Genomic DNA, 21,601 nt, shown 5'->3' with positions numbered 1-21,601 from the left:
GCGTCAACCGGAATAGGTGAAGAGCAAGCGACTTCCTGCCAGAGGACCCGATACAGCCCCGATGACCGCATTGACCGAGTTCGAACGGCTCGAGGCGCCGGCTCTCTGGCGTCCCGGTGCGGGCGAACAACGGCGGGACGTGGTGGTGTCGCTGGGCGAGGCCACCCTCGCCATCTACACCACGGGCGAGACGCCGCTGGCCCACTGGTCCCTGCCCGCTGTCGAGCGTCGCAATCCGGGCGAGATGCCCGCGATCTTCGCCCCCGGCCCCGAGGCCGGCGAAACGCTGGAAATCGACGACGACCTGATGATCGACGCGATCGCGCGGGTGGACCGGGCGATCCGGCGGCGGCGGCCACGGCCGGGGATCCTGCGCTCGGTCCTGTTCGCGGGGGCGCTTATGGGGATCGGCGCGCTCGGCGTGTTCTGGCTGCCCGGCGCGCTGATCCGGCACGCGGTCGCGGTCGCGCCGCCGGCCGTTCGTGCCGATACCGGCGCCCGCCTTCTCGACGAGATCACGCGCCTGACAGGTCCGGTGTGCAGCGATCCGGCCGCGCGCGGCGCGCTCGACACTCTGTCACGGCGCCTGATCGGCGAAGGCCGCGGCCGGGTCGTGATCCTCCGCACCGAACGGGACGACGCGCTCGCGCTTCCGGGCGGCATCGTCGCCGTCGGGCAGCACCTGATTGAAGACAACGATGAACCGGGCGTCGTCGCCGGTCACATCCTGTCGGCGATCGAACAGGCCCGGCAAAGCGACCCGATCGCGCGGCTGCTCGAAGTCTCTGGACCCGACGCAGCTCTGCGGCTGATGACCACCGGCGAGGTCTCGGATCGTGATCTCAGCACCTATGCCGAGCACCTCATGACGCAGCCGACCGAACCGACGCCCACCGACGGACTGGCGGCGCGATTCCAAGCCGCCGGCGTCAGCCCCCGCGCCTATGCCGCGACGCTGGACGGGGATGCGGCCACGGCCTTGGCCGAGGGCGCCGAGGCCGACGCGCGGCCCATCCTGTCTGACGGGGCTTGGGTGGCGCTTCAGGCGATCTGCACTCAATAGCGCGGAACGATCTCGCGCCCGGCCGTGGTCTCGATGATGATGTAGTTACCCGAACCAAGCGCCGCGCGCTGCTTGGCGTAGTCGGTGTAGGGATAGACGAGGAAGTTGTAGCGGCTCGTCACATCCTCGCCGGACGCGGACTTCAGCCGGCGCGGCACCGTCTGCGTCCAGACCAGCGCCTGCTGCAGCGCCCCCGACAAAAGCTGCTTGCCGGCATAGGGATTCAGCCGACCGTCCTCCCACGCTGGGCGATAGCCGTCCGGCGTCTCGAGCCGCGGCGGCGCCGGGACGGCGATCACGGTGCCGGCGTCGAGCATTCCGGCGACCGCACGCCTCGCGGCCTGATCGACCGAGATCACCCCGGGCGCGGCGATCACGGGCAAGGTCGGCCTCAGCCCGCAGATCACCCGCCGGTCCGACGTCACCCGCGGCACCCAGATCGACGTCGCCCCCGTTCCGCCGCGGACATACAGGCACCCCGCGCTGTCCACGTATTCCGCGCCCTGGAAAGATGCCGGCGGGAACTCGGCCGGGGGCGGTGCCTCGGCCAGGCGGGTGCCGGCCGTCTGTGCGAAAGCGGCCCCGGAAAGGCCGAGCGCCAACACGAGAGCCCTGCCCAATGCGCGTGCATGTCTCATCTTGTCCCCTCGCGTTGCCCCCGAAAAGGTGGGGGAACAGCCGGCGGTGGCAAGGGCCGACTTATTTCGTGCCGAACATCCGGTCGCCTGCGTCACCCAAGCCGGGCACGATATAGCCCTTCTCGTTCAGCCGCTCGTCCAGCGCGGCGGTCACGACGGGCACATCCGGGTGCGCCTCCTTCATCCGCGCGACACCCTCGGGGGCGGCCAGCAGGCACAGGAACCGGATGTCTTTCGCGCCCGCGTCCTTCAGCATCTGGATCGCCGCGACAGAGGAGTTGCCGGTCGCCAGCATCGGGTCCACCGCGATCACCACCCGCTTGTCGAGCTGGGCGGGCACCTTGAAGTAGTATTTCACCGGCTCCAGCGTTTCCTCGTCGCGATAGAGCCCCACGAACCCCACCCGCGCCGAGGGGATCAGGTCGAGCATCCCATCCAGCAAACCGTTCCCCGCGCGCAGGATCGATACCAGCGCCAGCTTGCGACCGGCCAGCGTGGGCGCCTCCATCTCGGTCACGGGGGTCTCGATGGTGGTGGTCGTCAGCGGCAGGTCGCGCGTCATCTCGTAGGCCAGAAGCTGGCTGATCTCGCGCAGAAGCTGGCGGAACACGGCCGTCGAGGTGTCGCGGCGGCGCATGATGGTCAGCTTGTGCTGGATGAGGGGGTGCTCGACCACGGTGAGGTGCTGGGTCATTCGCCGATCCTTTCGAGAAGCGCCTGTCGCGTCGTCTCGTCGCAGAAGGCGGCGCGCGCGGCAACCCGGGCGGCCTCGCGGAACGCATCCTCGTCCCAGCCGTGGACATGGGCGATGTGTTCGTAATCGCCGGTCATCGTGGTGTGAAAGAACGGCGGGTCGTCGGTCGAGATCGTCACCGGCACCCCGGCCGCACGCAGCTTCTCGATCGGGTTCGCCTTCCACTGGTACAGGCCCAGCGCCGCATTCGACCCCGGGCACACCTCGAGTACGATCCCCTCCCGCGCCAGCCGTTCGACCAGCGCCGGGTCCTCGATCGCGCGGACGCCGTGGCCGATCCGCTCGACCTTCAGATCGTCGAGCGCGTCGCGCACGCTGCCCGGCCCGCCCCATTCGCCCGCGTGGGTGGTCAACCGCAGCCCGGCTTCGCGCGCGCAGTCGAAGGCCCAGACGAAGTCGCCCTGCCGCCCCTTGCCCTCGTCGCCGCCCATGCCGAAGCCGGTGATGAAATCGGCCGCCGTCTCGGCCGCGCAGGTGGCGGTTTCGCGCGCGAGGTCGGGGCCGAAATGGCGGATGCAGGTGACGATGCCGCGCATCTCGGGGGCGCCGTCGCGCTTGGCACCTTCGGCGGCTTCACGGATGGCGTGCAGATATTCCTGCCAAGCGCCCACGTCGCGCCCACCGCAGAAGTCGGGGGACAGGAACATCTCGGTATAGATCACCCCGTGCTCGGCCTGGCGCATCAGCACCTCGCGCGTCAGGCGGGCGTAGTCCTCGGGGGACTTCAGGACTGACGTCGCCTCTTCGTAGACGCTGAGGAACTCGAGGAAGCCATCGTAGCGATAGCTGCCATCCTCGGCAAAGATGCGGCTGAGGTCGTGGTTCTTCTCGGACGCGAGATCGCGAACGAAGGACGGCGGGGCAGCCCCTTCGATGTGCAGATGCAGCTCGATCTTTGGCAGGTCTTTCAAAGGAAGCTCCTTCCCGGTCCGCGGTTCGGAACGTCCAGATGGTGGGCGACGGTTGCGGCGATGTCGGCGAACGCCACCTGCCCGACCGCCTTGGCGCCCGCGCCGACGCCAAGCACCGGCACCCGCTCGCGCGTGTGGTCGGTCCCGCGCCAGGTGGGGTCGTTGCCGTGGTCGGCGGTGATGAGCAGCAGGTCGTCCGGCTTCATGCGCGCCAGCAGGTCCGGAAGCGCGGTGTCGAACCATTCGAGGTGCCGCGCATAGCCCGCAACGTCGCGGCGGTGGCCGTAGGCGCTGTCGAACTCCACGAGGTTGGCGAAGGTCAGCGAGCCCGGCTCGGCCTCGGCCAGCCGCTCCTTCAGCGCCTCGAGCAGATCCGCATCGCTGCCCTTCACCTTCGTGTCGATTCCCTGCATCGAGAAGATGTCGCCGATCTTGCCGACCGAGTGGACCCGGCGCCCCGCCCCCTGCACCCAGTCGCACAGGGTCGGCGAGGGCGGGGCGATCGCGAAGTCCTGCCGGTTCTTTGTACGGGTCCAGCCGGTACCCTGCGCGCCGACGAAGGGCCGTGCGATGACGCGGCCGACCTTGCGCGCGTGCAATTCCGGCGCGAGGTCTGCGCAGAGCTTCAACAGCCGATCGAGGCCGAACGCCTCTTCATGCGCCGCGATCTGGAAGACGCTGTCGGTCGAGGTGTAGCAGATCGGCCAGCCGGTGTTCAGATGCGACTCGCCCTCTTCCTCGATGATGTTGGTCCCCGAGGCGTGGCGATTGCCGAGGATGCCGTCGGTGCCTGCCAACTCGCAGACGCGGGCGACGAGATCCTCGTCGAAGCAAGGATCGGTCGGCGGAAAGAACGTCCACTCCCACGGCACCGGCAGGCCCCCGATCTCCCAGTGGCCCGAGGGCGTGTCCTTGCCTTGCGAGACTTCAGTCGCCGCGCCCCAAAGCCCCTCGGGCTCGGCCCCGAGGCCCGGAGGTGTGGCGCCGCTGGCCAGCGCCACGGCGCGGCCGAGCCCCAGGCGGTCGAGGTTGGGCAGGCGCAGGGGCCGGTCGCTTCCGGCCAGCGCCTCGGCGATGTGGCCCAGCGTGTTAGCGCCCGCGTCGCCGAACGCCTCGGCATCCGGCGCCCCGCCGATCCCGACGGAATCGAGCACCACGAGGAACGCGCGCCCGGTCATCCGATGCGTCCGAGGATCAGAGGCTTCGGTTCGGCGGCCTCGCCCAGGGACATGGCGGCGCGCAGGCTTTCTTCGGCCATGTCGGCGGCGTCTTCGTCAGCCGCGTGGATGCGGGCGAAGACATCACCGGGAGCCAAGCGCGTGCCGATGCGCGCGATCCGATCGAGGCCCACGCTGCGATCGATCGCGTCGCCCTCGCGCTGGCGACCGCCGCCCAGCCCGACCACGGTCAGCCCAAGCGCGGTGCCGTCGATCCGGGCGAGCGTTCCGCCCTCGGTCGCGGTGACGTCGCGGATGACGGGTGCGGTCGCGAGGCGCCTCTGCCATGTCTCGACAAAGTCACCAGGTCCGCCCTGCGCGGCGACCATCCGGGCGAAGGCCTCGGCCGCGCGCCCGTCCTCCAGCGTCTGGGCCAGCCGCGCGGCACCAGCCTCGGCATCCTCCGCTTGCCCCGCGCGGGCCAGAAGCGCGCCACCGAGGGCCAGCGACACCTCGCGCAGGCGGCCGTCTGAGGCGGTGCCGGTCAGCACCTCCACCACCGCCACGATCTCGAGCGCGTTGCCGCAGGCGGGGGCGAGCGGTTCGTCCATCGCCGTCACCAGCGCGGCAGTCGGGCATCCGGCCTCGGTCGCGGTCTGGACCAACGCCTCGGCCAGTTCGCGGGCGTCCTCGGCGTCGCGCATGAACGCGCCCGAGCCCGCCTTCACGTCGAGAACGAGCGCCTGCAACCCCGCCGCCAGCTTCTTCGACAGGATCGACGCGGTGATCAGGTCGATCTGGTCCACCGTCGCGGTCACGTCGCGGATGGCATAGAGCCTTCGGTCGGCCGGGGCGATGTCGGCGCTGGCGGCGACGATGGCCGCCCCGACCTCCGCGACCACGGCGCGAAACCGATCCTCGGACAGTTCGACCTGCATCCCCGGGATCGCTTCCAGCTTGTCGAGCGTCCCGCCGGTATGCCCCAGCCCACGACCCGAGATCATCGGGACATACGCCCAGATCGAGGCCAGCATCGGCGCCAGCACGAGGCTGACCGGGTCGCCTACTCCGCCGGTGGAGTGCTTGTCGATCACCGGTCCCGGCAGGCCCCAGGACAGTCGCTGGCCGCTATCGGCCATGCCGCGGGTCAGCGCGACGCGCCCCTCTGGACCAAGGCCCGGACCGCGGCACACGGCCATGGCGAAGGCACCGGCCTGCGCGTCGCTGACCGCGCCGCTGGCAAGGCCGGTCGCGAAGGCGATCAGGCCCGCGGGATCGGGCCTCTGGCCGGCCCGAAGCTGCGAGAGGAGGGCGCGGAAGCTCACGCTCCCTCCATGTGCCCGGCCGCGAAGGCGCCGGGCAGCAGGTCGGCCACCGTCACCTCCTGCCGTCCGCCGGCCGTGGTGGCCATGACCACCGGAACGTCCGACGCGGCGAACTCGGCCAGCTTCTGACGGCATCCGCCGCAGGGGGGCACGGGGGACGGGCTGTCGGCGATCACGGCGACCGCGGCGATGCGCGTCTGCCCGGCGGCGACCATGGCCGCGATCGCGCCCGCTTCGGCACAGGTGCCTTCGGGGTAGGCCACGTTCTCCACGTTGCATCCCGCAAAGACCTGCCCGTCGGGCGTGCGGATCGCCGCACCGACCTTGAAGCGGGAATAGGGGGCGTGGGCGTTCTCGCGGACGGTGGCCGCGGCGGCAATGAGATCATCCATGACGCGAAACTGGTACGCCGCCCCCCGATTGGCAAGCGGGAACAAGGCGGGGCCGCCGCTCGTTTTCCGGCGGAAGGGAGATACACCATGTCAGACGATACCATCCCGGGTGACAAGGGCACCGGAACCGCCAGCTTCCCCATTGCCGGAGCGGTCGTGGGCACCGACGAGGTGCGCGGCGACGACGAGCAGATGACGGAAGAGCAAGCCGCCCATCTGCGCCAGCTGTGCGAAAAGCACGACGAGCCGTTCGACGCCAACCTGACCCGCCGCCAGGCAAATGAGCGCATCGACGCGTTGGAGAAGATGTAGAGGGATCCGCGGGGACCCTCCGGCGTTCGCCTCGAAAGGAACACAAGGGGAACGCCCATGAGCGACGATCCGATGGAACATCCCAAGCGAGAGACGCCTTCGAACGCCGACAAGCCGGTCGAGCAATGGACCACGGGCGACGAGGCGATGACCGGCGCACAGGCAAGCTATCTCAAGACGATGTGCGAAGAGGCCGGCGAAGAGTTCAATCCCGACCTCACCAAGGCCGAGGCTTCGAAACTGATCGACACCTTGCAGGAACGGACTGGCCGCGGCTGACCTCTGCCGTTATCTCACCGGAGCCGGGATAGACCGAACCAGCCGGGGGACAGGCACATGGCCGACGACAAGCAGACGAACCTGCGCGATGCGGCGCTCGCGTATCACCGCGAGCCACGGCCGGGGAAGCTCGAGGTTCGGGCGACGAAGCCCCTGGCGAACGGGCGCGACCTGGCGCTCGCCTACTCTCCGGGCGTCGCCGAAGCCTGCCTCGAGATCAAGGCCGACCCGACGGCCGCCCGCGACTATACCGCCCGCGGTAACCTCGTCGCCGTAGTCAGCAACGGCACGGCGGTGCTGGGCCTTGGCGACATCGGGGCGCTCGCCTCGAAGCCGGTGATGGAGGGCAAGGCGGTCCTCTTCAAGAAGTTCGCCAATATCGACTGCTTCGACATCGAGCTGTCCGAGCGAGACCCCGAGAAGCTGGCCGAGATCGTCTGCGCGCTGGAACCCACCTTCGGCGCGATCAACCTCGAGGACATCAAGGCCCCCGATTGCTTCGTGGTCGAGAAGATCTGCCGCGAGCGCATGAACATCCCGGTATTCCACGACGACCAGCACGGCACCGCCATCGTCGTCGGGGCCGCCGCCACCAATGCGCTGCGCGTCGCCGAAAAGCGGTTCGAGGACATCAAGGTCGTCTCGACCGGCGGCGGGGCGGCCGGGATCGCCTGCCTCGACATGCTGCTGAAGCTGGGCGTCAAGCGCGAGAACGTGTGGCTCTGCGACCTCGACGGGCTGGTCCACGAGGGGCGCGAGACCTCGATGACCGAGCAGAAGGCGGCCTATGCCCAACCGGGCGGGCCGCGTGGTCTGGGCGACGTGATCGACGGGGCGGACCTGTTCCTGGGCCTGTCGGGACCCGGCGTGCTGAAGCCCGAGATGGTCGAGCGCATGGCCGAGCGGCCGATCATCTTCGCCCTCGCCAATCCCACGCCCGAGATCGACCCGGACGAGGCCCGCAAGGTCGCGCCGAACGCTCTGATCGCCACGGGGCGGTCGGACTTCCCGAACCAGGTCAACAACGTCCTCTGCTTCCCCTTCATCTTCCGCGGCGCGCTGGATGTGGGCGCCCGCACGATCAACGACGAGATGAAGATCGCCTGCGTCGAAGGCATCGCCGAGCTGGCCCGCAAGACGACCAGCGCCGAGGCCGCCGCCGCCTACCAGGGCGAGCAGCTGTCCTTCGGCGCCGATTACCTGATCCCCAAGCCCTTCGATCCGCGCCTGATGGGCGTGGTCGCCTCGGCCGTCGCACGCGCGGCGATGGAGACGGGCGTGGCCGAGCGCCCGCTGGACGATCTTGCCGCATACAAGCGCCGCCTCGACGCCAGCGTCTTCCGCTCGGCCTTCCTGATGCGACCCGTGTTCGAGGCCGCCGCCACCGCCCGCCGCCGGATCGTCTTCGCCGAGGGCGAGGACGAGCGCGTCCTGCGCGCCGCCCACGCGATGCTCGAGGAAACGACTGACCGCCCCATCCTGATCGGCCGCCCCGACGTCATCGCCCTGCGCGCCGAGCGTGCCGGCCTGACCATCCGGCCCGAGCGCGACTTCGACCTCGTGAACCCCGAGGGCGATCCGCGTTACCGCGACTACTGGACGACCTACCACGAGATCATGCAGCGGCGCGGTGTGACCCCCGACATCGCCAAGGCGATCATGCGCACCAACACAACGGCGATCGCCGCCGTCATGGTCCACCGGGACGAGGCTGACAGCATGATCTGCGGCACGTTCGGCCAATACCTGTGGCACCTGAACTACATCACGCAGGTCCTCGCCACCGAGGGGCGCCGCGCCATCGGCGCACTGTCGCTGATGATCCTCGAGGACGGGCCGCTCTTCATCGCCGACACGCATGTGAACCCCGAGCCGTCGCCCGAGCAGATCGCCGACACGGTCATGGGCGCCGCGCGCCACGTGCGCCGGTTCGGGATCGCGCCCAAGGTGGCGCTGTGCTCGCATTCGCAGTTCGGCAACCTCGAATGCGACACCGGAACGCGGATGCGCGCGGCCCTGGAGATCCTCGACAGCAAGCCCCGCGACTTCGCCTACGAGGGCGAGATGCATGCCGACGCCGCGCTCGACGCGGCGACGCGCGAGCGCATCTTCCCGAACTCGCGCCTCGAGGGTTCGGCCAACGTGCTGGTCTTCGCGAATACCGACGCGGCTTCGGGCGTGCGCAACATCCTGAAGATGAAGGCCGGCGGCCTGGAAGTCGGCCCGATCCTCATGGGGTTCGGCAACCGGGCGCATATCGTGACCACCTCGATCACCGCCCGCGGGCTCTTGAACATGAGCGCCATCGCCGGCACCCCGGTCGCGCATTACGGGTAGACCGCCGCGCCTAGTTGGGACGGGCGCGGCGGTCGGTCGTCTAGCGCTTGCCGCCTTTCACCGGCTTCAGGGGCGCCGTGGGCTCGATCTCGACCTTGGGCGCCGGCTTCGGGGATTTCGGCTTCTTCTTGGGGTTCTTGTCGCCCATGGGACGGGCCTTTCCGCAGTACGACGGGCGAAATGCACGTCATGGGCGAGAGCATGCGCGCGCGCGACCGCACGGTCTGATCCGTTTTCGACAGCGGCGATGTCGGATTCAGACCGCGCGCGACAACCGGCCCATCAGCCTCTCGCGCGCCACCGGCAGCGGGCGGTCGCCCAAGGACGGGGCGAGGCGCTTTTCCAGAAAGTGGCCGGTAATGCGCAGGCCCTGCACGATTTCGGACGTGGTCGCAGGCCCCTGTCCCATCATGCACAGCGGCAGCGGCAGAAGGCGTTCGGCCCAATCCCCCGCCGCATCCCGCCCCACGGCACGGCCGGATTTCGGGGACACGTAGGCCAGATCGTCCCGCGTCCCCGTCATCGCGCAGCGCGTGAGGTCGAGGCCGAAGCCGAGCCTGTCGAGCAGCCCCATCTCCCACCGCAGATAGGCGAGCGGCCAGGGATTGCCCTCCGCCATCAGCTCGACCACGGCCATCGTCGCCTCGTAGAGGCCGTGCTGCGCCTCGCGTTCAGGCAGCACGAAGCCCAGGAGGGCGGTCAGCGAAGTCAGCCCCGACAGCGCCAGCGGATCGGCCATGAGGCCGGCGCGGCTTTTCACCGGCTCGACTGCGAAGTGGCCCAGGTGATCCTCGAGCCGGGCGCGCCACGTCAGCGCAAGCTGTGCGCCTGGCTGCATCAAGGGCGCCAGCCGCCGCCCGCCGCCGCCGCGCACGATACCGGCGTGGCGGCCGTGGTCCCGGGTCAGCGCCTCGACAATGGCGTCGTTCTCGCCGTGGCGGCGGACCGAGAGGACCATCCCCTCTTCCCGCCACTCGATCACGCGAGGCCCTCTTCATCCAGCAGGGTGCGGCCCTCGCGGCTTTCGACCTCGATCACCCAGAGGTCGCGGTCGCGGCCTCGTTCGGACCGGATTGCCGCGTCGACCTCGGATTCGGGGCCGGCGCTCCACTCGGTCCAAACCCGCGCGTCGGCCTCAAAGTCGTAGGCGCGCGACCAGACCCGCGCTTGCCCGTCCAGCGTCGCACATTTGACGAAGATCGCGCCCGCCGTCTCGTCGCCCCGTGCGGTCACGTAGGCGGGAATGTTCGCCTGCCCGAGGCGCATGAGGTAGGCCGAGACCCAGATGCCGCTGGCCAGCCTCGCCATCAGCCGCCTCAGGCCCCGTCCTTGAAGTCGAGGCCGATCTCTGAATAGCGCGCGGCCTCTTCCAGCCAGCCCGGCCGAACCTTGACCTGAAGGAACAGGTGGACGGGGCGGCCAAGGAATTCGACCATCTCTTCGCGCGCAGCCTGGCTGACACCCTTGATCGTCTCGCCGCCCTTGCCCAGCACGATCCCCTTGTGACCGTCGCGGATGACATAGATCACCTGGTCGATCCGTGCCGAGCCGTCCTCGCGCTCTTCCCAGTTCTCGGTCTCGACGGTCAATTGGTAAGGCAGTTCCTGGTGCAGGCGCAGGGTCAGCTTCTCCCGCGTGATCTCGGCGGCGATCATGCGGGTGGGCAGGTCCGCGATCTGGTCCTCGGGATAGAGCCACGGCCCCTCGGGCAGTTCGGCGGCGAGGTACTTGCGCAGCGCCTCGACCCCATGCCCCTTCTCGGCCGAGATCATGAACGTCTCGGCGAAGGGGAAGCGGTCGTTCAGCTTCTGGGTCAGGCCCAGCAGCTTCGGGGCCTCGACCCGGTCGATCTTGTTGATGGCCAGGATCACGCCCTTGGCTTCGCGGTCTTCCAGCGTTGACAGAATGCGCTCCACGCCTTCCGTCAGGCCGCGATGCGCTTCGATCAGCAGGACCACGAGGTCTGCATCGGATGCGCCGCCCCAGGCGGCGGCGATCATCGCCCGGTCGAGCCTGCGGCGCGGCGTGAACAGGCCCGGAGTGTCCACGAAGACGAGCTGGCTTTCGCCTTCCATCGCGATACCGCGGATGCGGGCGCGGGTCGTCTGCACCTTGTGCGTGACGATCGACACCTTCGCGCCAACCATTCGGTTCAGCAGCGTGGACTTGCCGGCGTTCGGCTCTCCGATCAGGGCGACGAAGCCCGCGCGGGTGGTCATGGACGGTCCTTTCCTTGCAGGCGCGGTGTCATAGGGCAGTCTGTCCCGGCTGACCAGAGGCACCTTCACCCGTCAATATAGGCGAGGCGCGTCGATCCGCGAAGGGGCCGCGCCCTACTCCAGCCGATCCAGAAGGGCCTTCGCCGCCGCCTGCTGCGCCTCGCGCTTGGATTTCGCCGTGGCCCGCGCCGACTCGCCGTTCGCCAGCCGCACCTCGACGGTGAAGACAGGCGCGTGATCGGGGCCGGTTCGGTTCAGCTCGGGGTATTCGGGCGGCGGCAGCTTGCGGGCCTGCGCCCATTCCTGCAGCGCCGTCTTGGGATCGCGCGAGTCCGCCTCGACCCTGTCGATCCGACTGCCCCAGAGGCGCATGATGCAGGCCCGCGCCGCCTCGAGCCCGCCATCGAGGTAGACCGCAGCGATCACCGCCTCCATCGCGTCGCCCAGCAGCGCCTCCTTGCGGCGGCCACCCGACATCATCTCGGACCGGCCCAGCCGCAGGACGTCGCCGAGGCCCGCATCGCTTGCGACCTCGGCGCAGGTCTCTTTCCGGACGAGCGCGTTGTAGCGGGGGGCAAGCGCGCCCTCGGCCGCATCGGGATCTGCCTGCAGCAGCGCCTCGGCCATCACGAGGCCAAGCACCCGGTCGCCCAGAAACTCCAGCCGCTGGTTGTCGGGGCGGGTCACGGTCGCGATGGAGCCGTGCGTCAGCGCCCGGATCAGAAGCTCCGGCCGGATGAAGTCATGGCCCAGCTCTTCGGCAAAGGCGCGCTGCTGAGCCGACAGCTTCACACGATCTCCTCGAAGAAGCGGTCGAGGCGCCATGTCCAGAAGAACAGCATGGACCGTCCGGCGGATGAAAAGATCACCCGGTCTGCCCGCCCCACGAGGTTCTCGAACGGCACGAAGCCCACGCCCATCGCGTTCTGGCTGACGCGGCTATCGGTCGAGTTGTCGCGGTTGTCGCCCATGAAGAAGAAATGCCCCTCGGGCACCGTGTAGACGGGCGTGTCGTCGAGGCGCGAGTCGCGCACGTTCAGGATGCTGTGGGTCGTGCCGCCGGGCAGCGTTTCCATGTAGCGCGACTTGAGGCAGTCCTGACCCAATGCCACGCCCGCGTTCTCGCATTGCGGCAGGTTGCCGACGGGGCCCTGCTTGTCGAAGGTCTCGACGAAGGTGCCCGCCTCTTCCTGCACGGCCTCTTCGTCGTTGATATAAAGAACCCCGTCGCGGACCTGAATCCGGTCGCCCGGCAGGCCGATCAGGCGCTTGATGAAGTCCGATCCGGTGACCGGGTGGCGGAACACCACGACATCGCCGCGGTCGGGCTCCGATCCGAACCAGCGACCGTCGATGAAGGTGCACATCGAGAACGGGCAGGAATACTGGGAATAGCCGTAAGCCATCTTGTTGACGAAGAGGAAGTCGCCGACCAGCAGCGTGTCCTTCATCGAGCCCGACGGAATCCAGAACGGCTGGAAGAACAGCGTGCGGAACAGCCCGGCGATCACCAGCGCATAGACTACCGTCTTGACGGTCTCGAGGATGCCGCCCTCCTTCTCGCGCTTCGCCATTCCCGCTCTCCCGCTGGTGCGGCGCCTAGATGAGCGAAGGCTCGGGCGGCGTCAATGCTCGCGATCGGGGTCGGCGTAGAGCCTGAGGACATCGGCCTCCATCAGCGGGCCGGCCCAGCCGAGGGACCCGCTGGCGGCTTTGGCGAAATCGTCGATTCCGAGGTCCGGATAGGCGAAATAGCCGCCGCGGACCGAGGCCTTGCCCGCGGCGAACACGACCCGCTCCACCCCGGCCATGCCCATGGCGCCAAGGCACATCTCGCAGGGTTGAAGCGACGTGACGACCGTGGCACCGGCAATCCCTTCGGGGCGATCGGCGCAAGCATTGGCGATGGCGACGATCTCGGCATGACGGGTGGGGTCGTTCGCCACATGCACCTCGTTGTCGCCCCAGGCGACGACCTCGTCGTCCAGAAGGACGGCGGCGACGATGGGCGCGCGGTCGTCGTGGCGGTTGGCGACTTCCAGCGCGCGGCGGATGGCGTGGCCAAGCGCGCCGAGCTCGGCCTCGGTCGGGTCTATCTCGTGTTTGCTCATGCGGCCAGAACGGAGGCCGGGCTTTGCCGGTTCCGCTCAGGCACCCGGTGTGGCGAGGGGCCGCGCCTCGATCACAACGAAGGCCTGCGCCCAGGGGTGATCGTCGGTCAGAGTGACGTGGATGATGGCTTCGTGACCGGCAGGCGTCATTGCCGCAAGACGGTCGGCGGCCCAGCCCGTCACCTCCATCACGGGCTGGCCGGTCGCCAGGTTCGACACCGCCATGTCCTTCCACGCGATCCCCATGCGAAGCCCCGTACCCAGCGCCTTCGAGCATGCCTCCTTCGCCGCCCACCGCTTGGCGTAGGTTCCGGCGACGTCCGAGCGGCGTTCGGCCTTCTGCTGTTCGGTCGCGGTGAAGACGCGGTTGCGGAAGCGATCGCCGAACCGGTCGAGCGTCCCGGCGATCCGGTCGATATTCGCAAGATCCGTGCCGATGCCGAGGATCATCCTGCGCCTCCCTGTTGCCGCCTTGGGGAATACCGGGGTTGGGCCGGTGGTGGAAGGGCGCCACGCCCCGCAGAAACGCAAACGGGCGCCCGAATGGCGCCCGTCCCTGTTCCGAGTTGAGGACGCGCCTTCAGGCGTTGTCGTCCTCGTCCTGCTCGTCGCTCGGCAGATTGAAGAAGCTTTCGGCGTCGCTGACGTCGCGGTCGTCATCCTCTTCCAGCTCTTCGCCGGTGTCGGACAGCTTGAACTGCTCCAGCCCGGAAATGGCCGAGGGCATCTTGGGCTCGGTCTCGCCCGCGAGGCTCTGCTCGGTCGAGACGAGCTTGCGACGCTCGTCATCGGACATCACCTGACCGTCCTGCGCCCGCTTGGAGGCGGCCTTCTGCACGGCAAGGTCCAGTTCCGACTGCTTGCAGAGGCCCAGCGCCACCGGGTCGACGGGTTCAAGCTGGTTGATGTTCCAATGCGTCCGCTCGCGGATCGACTGGATCGTCGGCTTGGTGGTGCCGACAAGCTTCGAGATCTGGCTGTCCGCAAGCTCGGGGTGGAACTTGACCAGCCACAGGATCGCGGCGGGGCGGTCCTGACGCTTCGACAGGGGCGTGTAGCGGGGGCCGCGACGCTTTTCCTCGCCGACCGAAGCGGGGTTGAACTTCAGCTTGAGACTGTAGGCCGGGTTCTTCTCGGCCTTGTCGATCTCGTCCTGGGTCAGCTGGTTGTTGGCGATCGGGTCGAAGCCCTTGACGCCCGTGGCCACGTCGCCATCGGCGATGCCCTGCACCTCGAGCTCGTGCAGGCCGCAGAAATCGGCCACCTGCTTGAAGGTCAGGGTCGTGTTGTCCACCAGCCAGACCGCGGTGGCCTTCGCCATGATCGGTTTGTCCGCCATCTCTCTCGTCTCCTTCGTCGCGCGCACATGGCTCGTCCGTGGCCCCGGGTGGGGCCGACCCGGGAAACGGGCCAAGTTCGCATTGTAGGGGAACTCGCGGAGGATATAGTCACCGTGGCGCAACATGGAAAGAGCCAAATGCTTCGCGTTCTTGCGGTTCTCATTGCCTTCGCCCTGCCCGCCCGCGCCGACGAAGCCGGCGCGTTCGACTACTATGTCCTGTCGCTCAGCTGGTCGCCGACGTGGTGCGCGCTGGAAGGCGACGCGCAGGGCTCGCCGCAATGCGACCGGCCGCTGGGATGGATCCTGCATGGCCTTTGGCCGCAACACGAGAACGGATATCCCGAATATTGCGCGACCAATGCGGCCGATCCGTCACGCGCCGAGACCGCCGCGATGGCCGACATCATGGGCACGGGCGGGCTGGCGTGGCACGAATGGCAGAAGCACGGGCGCTGCTCGGGGCTGACCTCCGACGGGTATTTTGAACGCTCGCGCGACGCCTATGCCGCGATCGAACGCCCCGAGGTGCTGCGCCAGCTGGAAGATCCCGTTCGTCTCCCCGCCCGCGTGGTGGAAGAGGCGTTCCTCAAGGCGAACCCCGGCCTCTTCCCCGACGCGATCACCATCACCTGCCGGTCGGGCCGGGTGCAGGAGGCGCGGATCTGCCTGACCCGCGACGACCTGACGCCCCGCCGCTGCGGTGCCGACGTCATCCGCGACTGCACCCTTGCGGACGCGCTGCTGGACCCCATCCGCTGAGGATCAGCCGCCCGCCACTTCCAGAGTGATCTTGCCGATATGCTCGGACGCTTCCATCCGCGCATGGGCCTTCGCGGCATCCTGCAGGGCGAAGCTTTCGTCCATCACGGGGCGCAGCTTGCCTGCCTCGACCAGCGGCCAGACATGTTTGGCCACGGCCTCGGCGATCGCAGCCTTCGCCGCGTCCGATTGCGGCCGCAAGGTCGAGCCGGTCAGCGTGAGCCGCTTGACCATGACCTGCGTAAAGTTCAGTTCGGCTTTCGGTCCGCCAAGGAAGGCGATCATCACCAGCCGCCCGTCGAGTTTCAGGGCCTTCACGTTGCGGGGGATGTAGTCGCCCCCGACCATGTCGAGGATCACGTCCGCGCCGCCGAACTCCTTCAGGACGGCGGCGAAATCCTCCTCGCGGTAGTTGATCGCGCGTTCGGCGCCCAGTTCCTCGCAGGCGCGGCACTTCTCGGGCGATCCGGCTGTCGCGATCACCCGTGCGCCGAAGGCCCGGGCAAGCTGGATCGCCGTCGTCCCGATGCCGGACGAGCCGCCGTGGATCAGGAACGTCTCGCCCGCCTCCAGCCCGCCCCGCTGGAACACGTTCGACCAGACGGTGAAGACCGTCTCGGGCAGCGCGGCGGCCTGCTGCAACGACAGCCCGCGCGGGATCGGCAGGCAATGCGCCGCCGGGGTCACGACATATTCCGCGTAGCCCCCGCCCGGCAGCAGGGCGCAAACCTGCTCGCCCACCTGGCGCGCTGCACCTTCGCCAACCGCTACGACCTCGCCCGAACACTCCAGCCCCGGAAGGTCCGAGGCGCCCGGCGGCGGGTCATACGCACCGGCCCGCTGCAGCGCATCGGGCCGGTTCACCCCGGCCCAGGCCACGCGGATCAGCACCTCTCCGGCACCGGGCACGGGCACGTCGCGTTCGGTCGGGGTCAGGACCTCGGGGCCACCGGGGCGCGCGATCTCAATGGCCTGCATCTTCGTCGGCACGGTCATGGGTTACGGCCGCGTGCCGGTCGTTCCGGGAAAGCCTCTCGGTGGGCGGATCGGGGCGCGCAGGCGGGACATCAGGAAGTTCGGCCCCGCCATGACCACCCGCCCGACCGGATTTGCGCTGACCGACGATTTCATCCGCTCGAACCGCATCACGTCCGAGATCCGCCGCGCGATGAAGGCCTTCGTGTCCGCGTGATCCAGCGACGCATCGCCCAGCCAGAACAGCACGACCGAGCCGTAGACCCCGGTCAGCGTCGCCCTCTTGGAATACCAGTTTCCGTCGTTCGACTTGTCGCCCAGCGCGGACCAGATCGCGTCCGCTGTGCCCCACAGGGCGCGCATTCCGTCGGCGGCGTGGTTCGGCAGCGCGAACAGCGTCGTGGCGCGGCGCGCCGCCTCCTTGTCCACGGAATCGAGGCGCAGCCAGATCGCCCGCGCGACCTTGTCCGAATAGCTCAGGTCGGCCATGCTCTCTTGGCGGACGCGGCGCAGCATGCGTTCGTCGCCGCGGCGGTGGAAGGCCAGCGCCAGGTCCACCGCGCCGCGCGGAAACAGCGCCCGGGCCTCGGGCAACGGAATGTCCGCGTCGGACGCAGCACGCTTCAGGGTCTGTTCGCTCCACCCGTCGAAGGGAACGTGGGCCAGTGCCGCGTCGAGGATGCGGTCCTGCGGGTCTTGGGGATTGTCCATGGAACCTCCGGGGCGTTCGTTTCGCTAGACAAACTAGGGAGGCCTGCGTATAAGGCCACCTCCTGCAGACGTTCCGAAACTCCAGACTAGAAAGGTGGTGAAAACCACATGCAGGTTAGCGTTCGTGACAACAATGTCGATCAAGCGCTTCGTGCCCTGAAGAAGAAGCTCCAGCGTGAAGGTGTATTTCGCGAGATGAAGCTCAAGCAACATTTCGAGAAACCTTCGGAGAAGAAGGCGCGCGAGAAGGCTGAAGCTATCCGCCGGCAGCGCAAGCTCGCCCGGAAGAAGGCCCAGCGCGAGGGTATGATGTAAACCCTCTCGGCATTGCCGAACCGAAAGATCGAAGCCCTCCGGACGCCCGTTCGGGGGGTTTTTTCGTTGGCCCCGCCCCTTGTTCCCGCCCCCGCGCGGCCGTACTGCATCCACGCTTCGACGCGCGAGGACGACCATGGACCATTTCAACTACAAGAACGGCCGCCTCCATGCCGAGGATGTCGACCTGGCCGAAATCGCAGCCGCGGTCGGCACGCCCTGCTACGTCTACTCGACCGCCACGCTGACGCGCCACTTCCAGCTGTTCGACGACGCGCTGTCGGGAATGGACCACCTCGTGTGCTTTGCGATGAAGTCGCTGTCGAACCTGGCGATCCTGAAGCTTCTGGGCGATCTGGGGGCAGGCATGGACGTCGTGTCGGGCGGCGAATACGCCCGCGCCCGCGCGGCCGGCATCCCCGGCGACCGCATCGTCTTTTCCGGCGTCGGCAAGACCCGCGAGGAGATGGCCGAGGCGCTCCAGGGCGGCATCCGCCAGTTCAACGTCGAAAGCGAGCCCGAGTTGCGCGCCCTGTCCGAGGTTGCCGACCGCCTTGGCGCCACCGCCCCGATCGCGCTGCGCGTGAACCCCGACGTGGACGCGCGGACGCACGAGAAAATCGCGACCGGCCGCAAGACCGACAAGTTCGGCGTGCCCCTGGAGCGCGCCCGCGACATATACGCGCTGGCCGCTTCGCTGCCGGGGATCGAGGTTATCGGCATCGACGTCCATATCGGCTCGCAGCTGACCTCTCTCGATCCGTTCGAGCAGGCCTATACGAAGGTCGCCGAGCTGACGCACCAGCTGCGCGAAGACGGGCATGACATCCGCCGGCTGGACCTCGGTGGCGGCCTCGGCATCCCCTACACCCGCGGCAATGAAGCCCCGCCCCTTCCCGCCGAATACGGCGCGCTGGTCCAGCGCACCGTGGGCGATCTCGGCTGCGAGATCGAGATCGAGCCCGGCCGCCTGATCGCTGGCAACGCAGGCATCCTGATGACCAAGCTGCTCTACGTGAAGGAAGAATCGGACCGCCGCTGGCTGATCGTGGACGGGGCGATGAACGACCTGATCCGTCCGGCCATGTACGGTGCGCATCATGACATCGTCCCGCTGAATGAACCGGCGGCCGGCGTCGAGCAGCAGGAGGCCGACATCGTCGGCCCGGTCTGCGAATCCGGCGACACCTTTGCCCGCTCGCGCCCCATGCCGCCCTTGGCCGAGGGCGATCTGCTGGCCTTCCGCTCGGCCGGGGCCTACGCTGCGGTGATGGCCAGCGAGTACAACTCGCGCCCGCTGGTCCCCGAAGTGCTGGTCCGCGGCGATCAATTCGCCGTCATACGTGCCCGCCCGACGATTGACGAGATGCTGGGGCGCGATAGGCTGCCCGGGTGGCTCTAACGCGGAATCCACCGCATCGGGCCGGCTGAACGGGACGACCCCCGGAGGTCCATGACCCCGAGACACCCCCTTCCTGACGCGGCTCGCAAGGGCTTGCGCAGACCGCTGATCCTGACCCGCACCGGCATGGTCGCGGAACGGGCCAGTCATGCGTTCTGGCCGCTCTGGACGATCTGCCTCGCCGCGCTCGCGGTGCTGATGATGGGCCTGCAGGACGTGCTGCCGCTCGAGGTGGCGTGGATGCTGTCCCTCGGGGTGATCGTGGGCACGCTCTGGGCGCTGTGGTACGGAATCCGTCGGTTCCGCTGGCCGTCCGAGGCCGAGGCGCTCGCCCGACTCGACGCCACGATGCCCGGCCGCCCGATCGCCGCGCTGTCCGACGAGATGGCGATCGGCGGCAACGACCCCGCCTCGCGCGCCCTGTGGGAGGCCCACGTCACCCGCATGGCCGAGCGCATCCGCGCCGCCCGTCCCGCGCGCCCCGACCTGCGCATCGCCGCCCGCGACCCCTTCGCCCTGCGCTACGCCGGCCTTCTGGCCTTCGCCATGGCGGTGCTGTTCGGCTCGTTCTGGCAGGTCGGGTCGGTCACGCAGATCGCGCCAGGCGGCGGACAGGCCGCGGCCGGCGGCCCGTCGTGGGAGGGCTGGATCGAGCCGCCCGCGTATACAGGCCTTCCCTCGCTCTACCTCGCGGACCTTCCCGCCCATCCCGTCGACGTCCCGGAAGGCAGCCAGGTCACCCTGCGCCTCTACGGCGAGGTTGGCGATCTGACGCTGACCGAAACCGTCTCGGGCACCACGACACCCGACCCCGCGAGCGCGCCACAGCACAGCTTCCAGGTCACGCGATCGGGCGAGATCGAGGTGGACGGCCCCGGCGGCCGCGACTGGCAGATTGCCATGAGCCCCGATGCCGCGCCCGCGGTCGAAGTCACCGGCGACCCGGAGCGCGCCTCGGGCGGCGAGTTCCGCCAGGCTTTCGCCGCGAGCGACGATTTCGGCGTCGTGACGGGCCAGGCGCGGATCGCGCTCGACATGGACCGGATGGACCGCCGTTACGGCCTTGCCACCGAGCCCGACCCCCGCGATCCCATCGTGGTCGACCTGCCGCTGCCGATTTCCGGTGACCGGGCCGAGTTCACCGGCACCCTGGTCGAGACGTTCTCGGAACACCCCTGGGCCAACCTGCCCGTCACCATCACCTATGAAGTCGAGGACGAGCGCGCTCAAACCGGCGCCTCGGACCCCTACGAGATGGATCTTGCCGGCCAGCGTTTCTTCGACCCGCTGGCGCAGGCCGTCGTCGAACAGCGCCGTGACCTGCTATGGTCCCGCGACAATGCCCGGCGCGTTGGCGACGTCCTGCGCGCGGTCTCGTGGCAGCCGCAGGGGATCTTCCCGTCCGAGACGCTGTACCTGCGCCTGCGCGTCGCGATCCGGCGGCTCGAGGCGGGGCTCGACATGACACCGCTGACCGCAGAGCGGCAGGACGAGATCGCCGCCGAACTTTGGGCAATCGCGCAGGAGATCGAGTTCGGCGACCTGAACGACGCTCGCGAACGGTTGCAGCGCGCGCAGGAGCGCTTGTCCGAAGCGATGGAGAACGGCGCCGACGCGGCCGAAATCGCCGAGCTGATGCAGGAAATGCGCGAGGCGATGAACGACTACATCGAACAGCTCGCCCGCGAGGGGCAGGAGCAGGGCGACCAGCAGCAGGCCCAAGGCGAGATGCAGGAGATGACGGGCGACCAGCTGCAGGAGATGATGGACGAGATCCAGCGCCTGATGGAGGAAGGCCGCATGGCCGAGGCCCAGCGCCTGATGGAGCAGCTGAACCGGATGCTCGAGAACATGCGTGTCACGCAAGGGCAGCAGGGTCAGCAAGGCGAGGGCCAGCAGGCGATGGACGGCCTGCAGGAGACTCTGCGCGACCAGCAGGAGCTGTCGGACGACAGTTTCCGCGGGATGCAGGAGGGTCAGCAGGGCCAGCAAGGGCAGCAGGGCCAGCAAGGTCAGCAGGGGCAGCAGCCCGGTGAGGGCCAGCAACCCGGCCAAGGCCAGCAACCCGGCCAGGGCCAAGGCACGCAGCAGGGGGGGCCGGGCGGCGAACAGAGCCTCGCCGACCGGCAGCAGGCCCTGCGGCAGGAACTGAACCGGCAGCGCGGCAACCTGCCCGGCGCGGGCACCGAAGAGGGCGAGGCGGCGCGCGAGTCGCTGGGCCGCGCCGACAGGGCCATGGAAGGTGCCGAAGAGGCCCTGCGCCAGGGCGACACGCCCGGCGCGCTCGACCGGCAGGCCGATGCGATGGAGGCCCTGCGCGAAGGGATGCGCAGCCTTGGCGAGGCGCTCGCGCAGGAACAGCAGCAGGGCCAGGGTCAGAACCAGGCGCAGGGCCAGCCCGGCGGTCAGAACCGCGACCCTCTGGGCCGGCAGGCGGGCGAGGGTGGCCAGACGGGCTCGGACGAGCAGCTTCTGGGGCAAGAGGACGTGCGCCGCCGCGCCGAAGAGCTGCTGGGCGAAATCCGCCGCCGCTCGGGCGAGCAGCAGCGTCCCGAGCGCGAGCTCGACTACCTGCGGCGGTTGCTGGAGCGGTTCTAGA

24 protein-coding genes are annotated in these 21,601 nt (G+C 68.9%); 8 read left to right on the top strand and 16 right to left on the bottom strand.

Annotated elements, in window-relative coordinates; genetic code table 11:
• The first annotated feature begins 61 nt into the window (after positions 1-61).
• Complete coding sequence (locus tag PAM7066_RS12525) at positions 62-1,063, top strand: hypothetical protein (protein WP_085854554.1); 1,002 nt, start codon at positions 62-64, stop codon at positions 1,061-1,063.
• On the opposite strand, the gene PAM7066_RS12520 is transcribed toward PAM7066_RS12525, so the two are convergent.
• The 6 genes from PAM7066_RS12520 to PAM7066_RS12495 form a co-directional block, all read right to left on the bottom strand.
• Positions 1,057-1,701, bottom strand: coding sequence for a hypothetical protein (locus PAM7066_RS12520; protein WP_139215000.1), 645 nt, complete (start codon positions 1,699-1,701; stop codon positions 1,057-1,059). The genes PAM7066_RS12525 and PAM7066_RS12520 overlap by 7 nt on opposite strands.
• A gap of 61 nt (positions 1,702-1,762) precedes the next feature.
• Positions 1,763-2,395 carry a uracil phosphoribosyltransferase gene (upp, locus tag PAM7066_RS12515; RefSeq protein ID WP_085854552.1) on the bottom strand — a complete coding sequence of 211 codons (633 nt, stop codon included), beginning with the start codon at positions 2,393-2,395 and terminating at the stop codon, positions 1,763-1,765.
• Entirely contained in the window at positions 2,392-3,366 is a 975-nt protein-coding gene (locus tag PAM7066_RS12510; RefSeq protein ID WP_085854551.1) for an adenosine deaminase, read from the bottom strand. Before PAM7066_RS12510 ends, upp begins: the two co-directional genes overlap by 4 nt.
• On the bottom strand, positions 3,363-4,544 hold the full coding sequence (locus PAM7066_RS12505; protein WP_085854550.1) for a phosphopentomutase: 1,182 nt from the start codon (positions 4,542-4,544) through the stop codon (positions 3,363-3,365). Before PAM7066_RS12505 ends, PAM7066_RS12510 begins: the two co-directional genes overlap by 4 nt.
• A complete protein-coding gene (locus tag PAM7066_RS12500; RefSeq protein ID WP_085854549.1) occupies positions 4,541-5,848 on the bottom strand; it encodes a thymidine phosphorylase in 1,308 nt (435 codons plus the stop codon). The genes PAM7066_RS12505 and PAM7066_RS12500 overlap by 4 nt, the downstream gene beginning before the upstream one ends.
• Positions 5,845-6,240, bottom strand: coding sequence for a cytidine deaminase (locus PAM7066_RS12495; protein WP_085854709.1), 396 nt, complete (start codon positions 6,238-6,240; stop codon positions 5,845-5,847). The genes PAM7066_RS12500 and PAM7066_RS12495 overlap by 4 nt, the downstream gene beginning before the upstream one ends.
• Positions 6,241-6,327: 87 nt before the next feature.
• Between PAM7066_RS12495 and PAM7066_RS12490 the strand changes: the two genes are divergently transcribed.
• Genes PAM7066_RS12490 through PAM7066_RS12480 form a run of 3 tightly spaced genes read left to right on the top strand, consistent with a single transcriptional unit; the run spans position 6,328 to position 9,168 of the window.
• Positions 6,328-6,552, top strand: a complete 225-nt coding sequence (locus PAM7066_RS12490; RefSeq protein WP_085854548.1) for a DUF3072 domain-containing protein — start codon at positions 6,328-6,330, stop codon at positions 6,550-6,552.
• A gap of 57 nt (positions 6,553-6,609) precedes the next feature.
• Positions 6,610-6,831 (top strand): DUF3072 domain-containing protein, encoded by a 222-nt coding sequence (locus tag PAM7066_RS12485; protein ID WP_085854547.1) that lies wholly within the window; start codon positions 6,610-6,612, stop codon positions 6,829-6,831.
• Between the two features lie 57 nt (positions 6,832-6,888).
• Positions 6,889-9,168: an NADP-dependent malic enzyme gene (locus PAM7066_RS12480; RefSeq protein WP_085854546.1), complete on the top strand. Its 2,280-nt coding sequence runs from the start codon at positions 6,889-6,891 to the stop codon at positions 9,166-9,168.
• 256 nt (positions 9,169-9,424) lie between these two features.
• Here PAM7066_RS12480 and recO read toward each other — a convergent pair whose 3' ends face one another.
• The 8 genes from recO to PAM7066_RS12440 form a co-directional block, all read right to left on the bottom strand.
• Entirely contained in the window at positions 9,425-10,150 is a 726-nt protein-coding gene (gene recO / locus PAM7066_RS12475) for a DNA repair protein RecO (RefSeq protein WP_175484642.1), read from the bottom strand.
• A complete protein-coding gene (locus tag PAM7066_RS12470; RefSeq protein WP_090928990.1) occupies positions 10,147-10,476 on the bottom strand; it encodes a DUF1491 family protein in 330 nt (109 codons plus the stop codon). The genes recO and PAM7066_RS12470 overlap by 4 nt, the downstream gene beginning before the upstream one ends.
• Before the next feature lie 8 nt (positions 10,477-10,484).
• Positions 10,485-11,387, bottom strand: a complete 903-nt coding sequence (gene era / locus PAM7066_RS12465) for a GTPase Era (protein ID WP_085854545.1) — start codon at positions 11,385-11,387, stop codon at positions 10,485-10,487.
• A 114-nt stretch (positions 11,388-11,501) separates the two neighbouring features.
• On the bottom strand, positions 11,502-12,179 hold the full coding sequence (gene rnc / locus PAM7066_RS12460) for a ribonuclease III (RefSeq protein WP_085854544.1): 678 nt from the start codon (positions 12,177-12,179) through the stop codon (positions 11,502-11,504).
• Complete coding sequence (gene lepB, locus PAM7066_RS12455; protein ID WP_085854543.1) at positions 12,176-12,961, bottom strand: signal peptidase I; 786 nt, start codon at positions 12,959-12,961, stop codon at positions 12,176-12,178. The genes rnc and lepB overlap by 4 nt, the downstream gene beginning before the upstream one ends.
• 51 nt (positions 12,962-13,012) lie before the next feature.
• The gene (locus PAM7066_RS12450) at positions 13,013-13,498 is read right to left on the bottom strand and encodes a nucleoside deaminase (RefSeq protein ID WP_085854542.1); all 486 of its coding nucleotides are present in this window, start codon (positions 13,496-13,498) and stop codon (positions 13,013-13,015) included.
• 36 nt (positions 13,499-13,534) lie between these two features.
• Positions 13,535-13,948 (bottom strand): holo-ACP synthase, encoded by a 414-nt coding sequence (gene acpS / locus PAM7066_RS12445; RefSeq protein ID WP_085854541.1) that lies wholly within the window; start codon positions 13,946-13,948, stop codon positions 13,535-13,537.
• 130 nt (positions 13,949-14,078) lie between these two features.
• The gene (locus tag PAM7066_RS12440; RefSeq protein ID WP_085854540.1) at positions 14,079-14,837 is read right to left on the bottom strand and encodes a DUF1013 domain-containing protein; all 759 of its coding nucleotides are present in this window, start codon (positions 14,835-14,837) and stop codon (positions 14,079-14,081) included.
• Positions 14,838-14,975: 138 nt separating this feature from the next.
• On the opposite strand from PAM7066_RS12440, the gene PAM7066_RS12435 reads away from it, so the two are divergent.
• A complete protein-coding gene (locus PAM7066_RS12435; protein WP_085854539.1) occupies positions 14,976-15,599 on the top strand; it encodes a ribonuclease T2 family protein in 624 nt (207 codons plus the stop codon).
• A 3-nt stretch (positions 15,600-15,602) separates the two neighbouring features.
• Here the strand turns inward: PAM7066_RS12435 and PAM7066_RS12430 are convergent, their stop codons facing one another.
• The gene (locus PAM7066_RS12430) at positions 15,603-16,595 is read right to left on the bottom strand and encodes an NAD(P)H-quinone oxidoreductase (protein ID WP_370738093.1); all 993 of its coding nucleotides are present in this window, start codon (positions 16,593-16,595) and stop codon (positions 15,603-15,605) included.
• A gap of 3 nt (positions 16,596-16,598) precedes the next feature.
• Positions 16,599-17,285, bottom strand: coding sequence for a COQ9 family protein (locus PAM7066_RS12425; protein WP_085854538.1), 687 nt, complete (start codon positions 17,283-17,285; stop codon positions 16,599-16,601).
• 108 nt (positions 17,286-17,393) lie between these two features.
• On the opposite strand from PAM7066_RS12425, the gene rpsU reads away from it, so the two are divergent.
• The 3 genes from rpsU to PAM7066_RS12410 all read left to right on the top strand — a co-directional run bounded on the left by rpsU (position 17,394) and on the right by PAM7066_RS12410 (position 21,600).
• Positions 17,394-17,600: a 30S ribosomal protein S21 gene (gene rpsU, locus PAM7066_RS12420; RefSeq protein ID WP_007426337.1), complete on the top strand. Its 207-nt coding sequence runs from the start codon at positions 17,394-17,396 to the stop codon at positions 17,598-17,600.
• 136 nt (positions 17,601-17,736) lie between these two features.
• Positions 17,737-19,002, top strand: a complete 1,266-nt coding sequence (gene lysA, locus PAM7066_RS12415) for a diaminopimelate decarboxylase (RefSeq protein ID WP_085854537.1) — start codon at positions 17,737-17,739, stop codon at positions 19,000-19,002.
• Between the two features lie 51 nt (positions 19,003-19,053).
• A complete protein-coding gene (locus PAM7066_RS12410) occupies positions 19,054-21,600 on the top strand; it encodes a TIGR02302 family protein (protein ID WP_245749676.1) in 2,547 nt (848 codons plus the stop codon).
• Position 21,601: the final 1 nt, after the last annotated feature.

Source organism: Palleronia marisminoris (assembly GCF_900172315.1).
GTDB lineage: Bacteria > Pseudomonadota > Alphaproteobacteria > Rhodobacterales > Rhodobacteraceae > Palleronia > Palleronia marisminoris.
Note: the sequence above shows the minus strand (reverse complement) of the source record. Positions and strands in the feature narration are given on the sequence as shown.

Coding starts and splice junctions, on each gene's coding strand:
- PAM7066_RS12525 (WP_085854554.1), top strand. CDS start 62: ATGACCGCATTGACCGAGTTCGAACGGCTCGAGGCGCCGGCTCTCTGG.
- PAM7066_RS12520 (WP_139215000.1), bottom strand. CDS start 1,701: ATGAGACATGCACGCGCATTGGGCAGGGCTCTCGTGTTGGCGCTCGGC.
- upp (WP_085854552.1), bottom strand. CDS start 2,395: ATGACCCAGCACCTCACCGTGGTCGAGCACCCCCTCATCCAGCACAAG.
- PAM7066_RS12505 (WP_085854550.1), bottom strand. CDS start 4,544: ATGACCGGGCGCGCGTTCCTCGTGGTGCTCGATTCCGTCGGGATCGGC.
- PAM7066_RS12495 (WP_085854709.1), bottom strand. CDS start 6,240: ATGGATGATCTCATTGCCGCCGCGGCCACCGTCCGCGAGAACGCCCAC.
- PAM7066_RS12490 (WP_085854548.1), top strand. CDS start 6,328: ATGTCAGACGATACCATCCCGGGTGACAAGGGCACCGGAACCGCCAGC.
- PAM7066_RS12485 (WP_085854547.1), top strand. CDS start 6,610: ATGAGCGACGATCCGATGGAACATCCCAAGCGAGAGACGCCTTCGAAC.
- PAM7066_RS12480 (WP_085854546.1), top strand. CDS start 6,889: ATGGCCGACGACAAGCAGACGAACCTGCGCGATGCGGCGCTCGCGTAT.
- PAM7066_RS12470 (WP_090928990.1), bottom strand. CDS start 10,476: ATGGCGAGGCTGGCCAGCGGCATCTGGGTCTCGGCCTACCTCATGCGC.
- era (WP_085854545.1), bottom strand. CDS start 11,387: ATGACCACCCGCGCGGGCTTCGTCGCCCTGATCGGAGAGCCGAACGCC.
- lepB (WP_085854543.1), bottom strand. CDS start 12,961: ATGGCGAAGCGCGAGAAGGAGGGCGGCATCCTCGAGACCGTCAAGACG.
- PAM7066_RS12450 (WP_085854542.1), bottom strand. CDS start 13,498: ATGAGCAAACACGAGATAGACCCGACCGAGGCCGAGCTCGGCGCGCTT.
- acpS (WP_085854541.1), bottom strand. CDS start 13,948: ATGATCCTCGGCATCGGCACGGATCTTGCGAATATCGACCGGATCGCC.
- PAM7066_RS12440 (WP_085854540.1), bottom strand. CDS start 14,837: ATGGCGGACAAACCGATCATGGCGAAGGCCACCGCGGTCTGGCTGGTG.
- PAM7066_RS12435 (WP_085854539.1), top strand. CDS start 14,976: ATGCTTCGCGTTCTTGCGGTTCTCATTGCCTTCGCCCTGCCCGCCCGC.
- PAM7066_RS12430 (WP_370738093.1), bottom strand. CDS start 16,595: ATGACCGTGCCGACGAAGATGCAGGCCATTGAGATCGCGCGCCCCGGT.
- PAM7066_RS12425 (WP_085854538.1), bottom strand. CDS start 17,285: ATGGACAATCCCCAAGACCCGCAGGACCGCATCCTCGACGCGGCACTG.
- rpsU (WP_007426337.1), top strand. CDS start 17,394: ATGCAGGTTAGCGTTCGTGACAACAATGTCGATCAAGCGCTTCGTGCC.
- lysA (WP_085854537.1), top strand. CDS start 17,737: ATGGACCATTTCAACTACAAGAACGGCCGCCTCCATGCCGAGGATGTC.
- PAM7066_RS12410 (WP_245749676.1), top strand. CDS start 19,054: ATGACCCCGAGACACCCCCTTCCTGACGCGGCTCGCAAGGGCTTGCGC.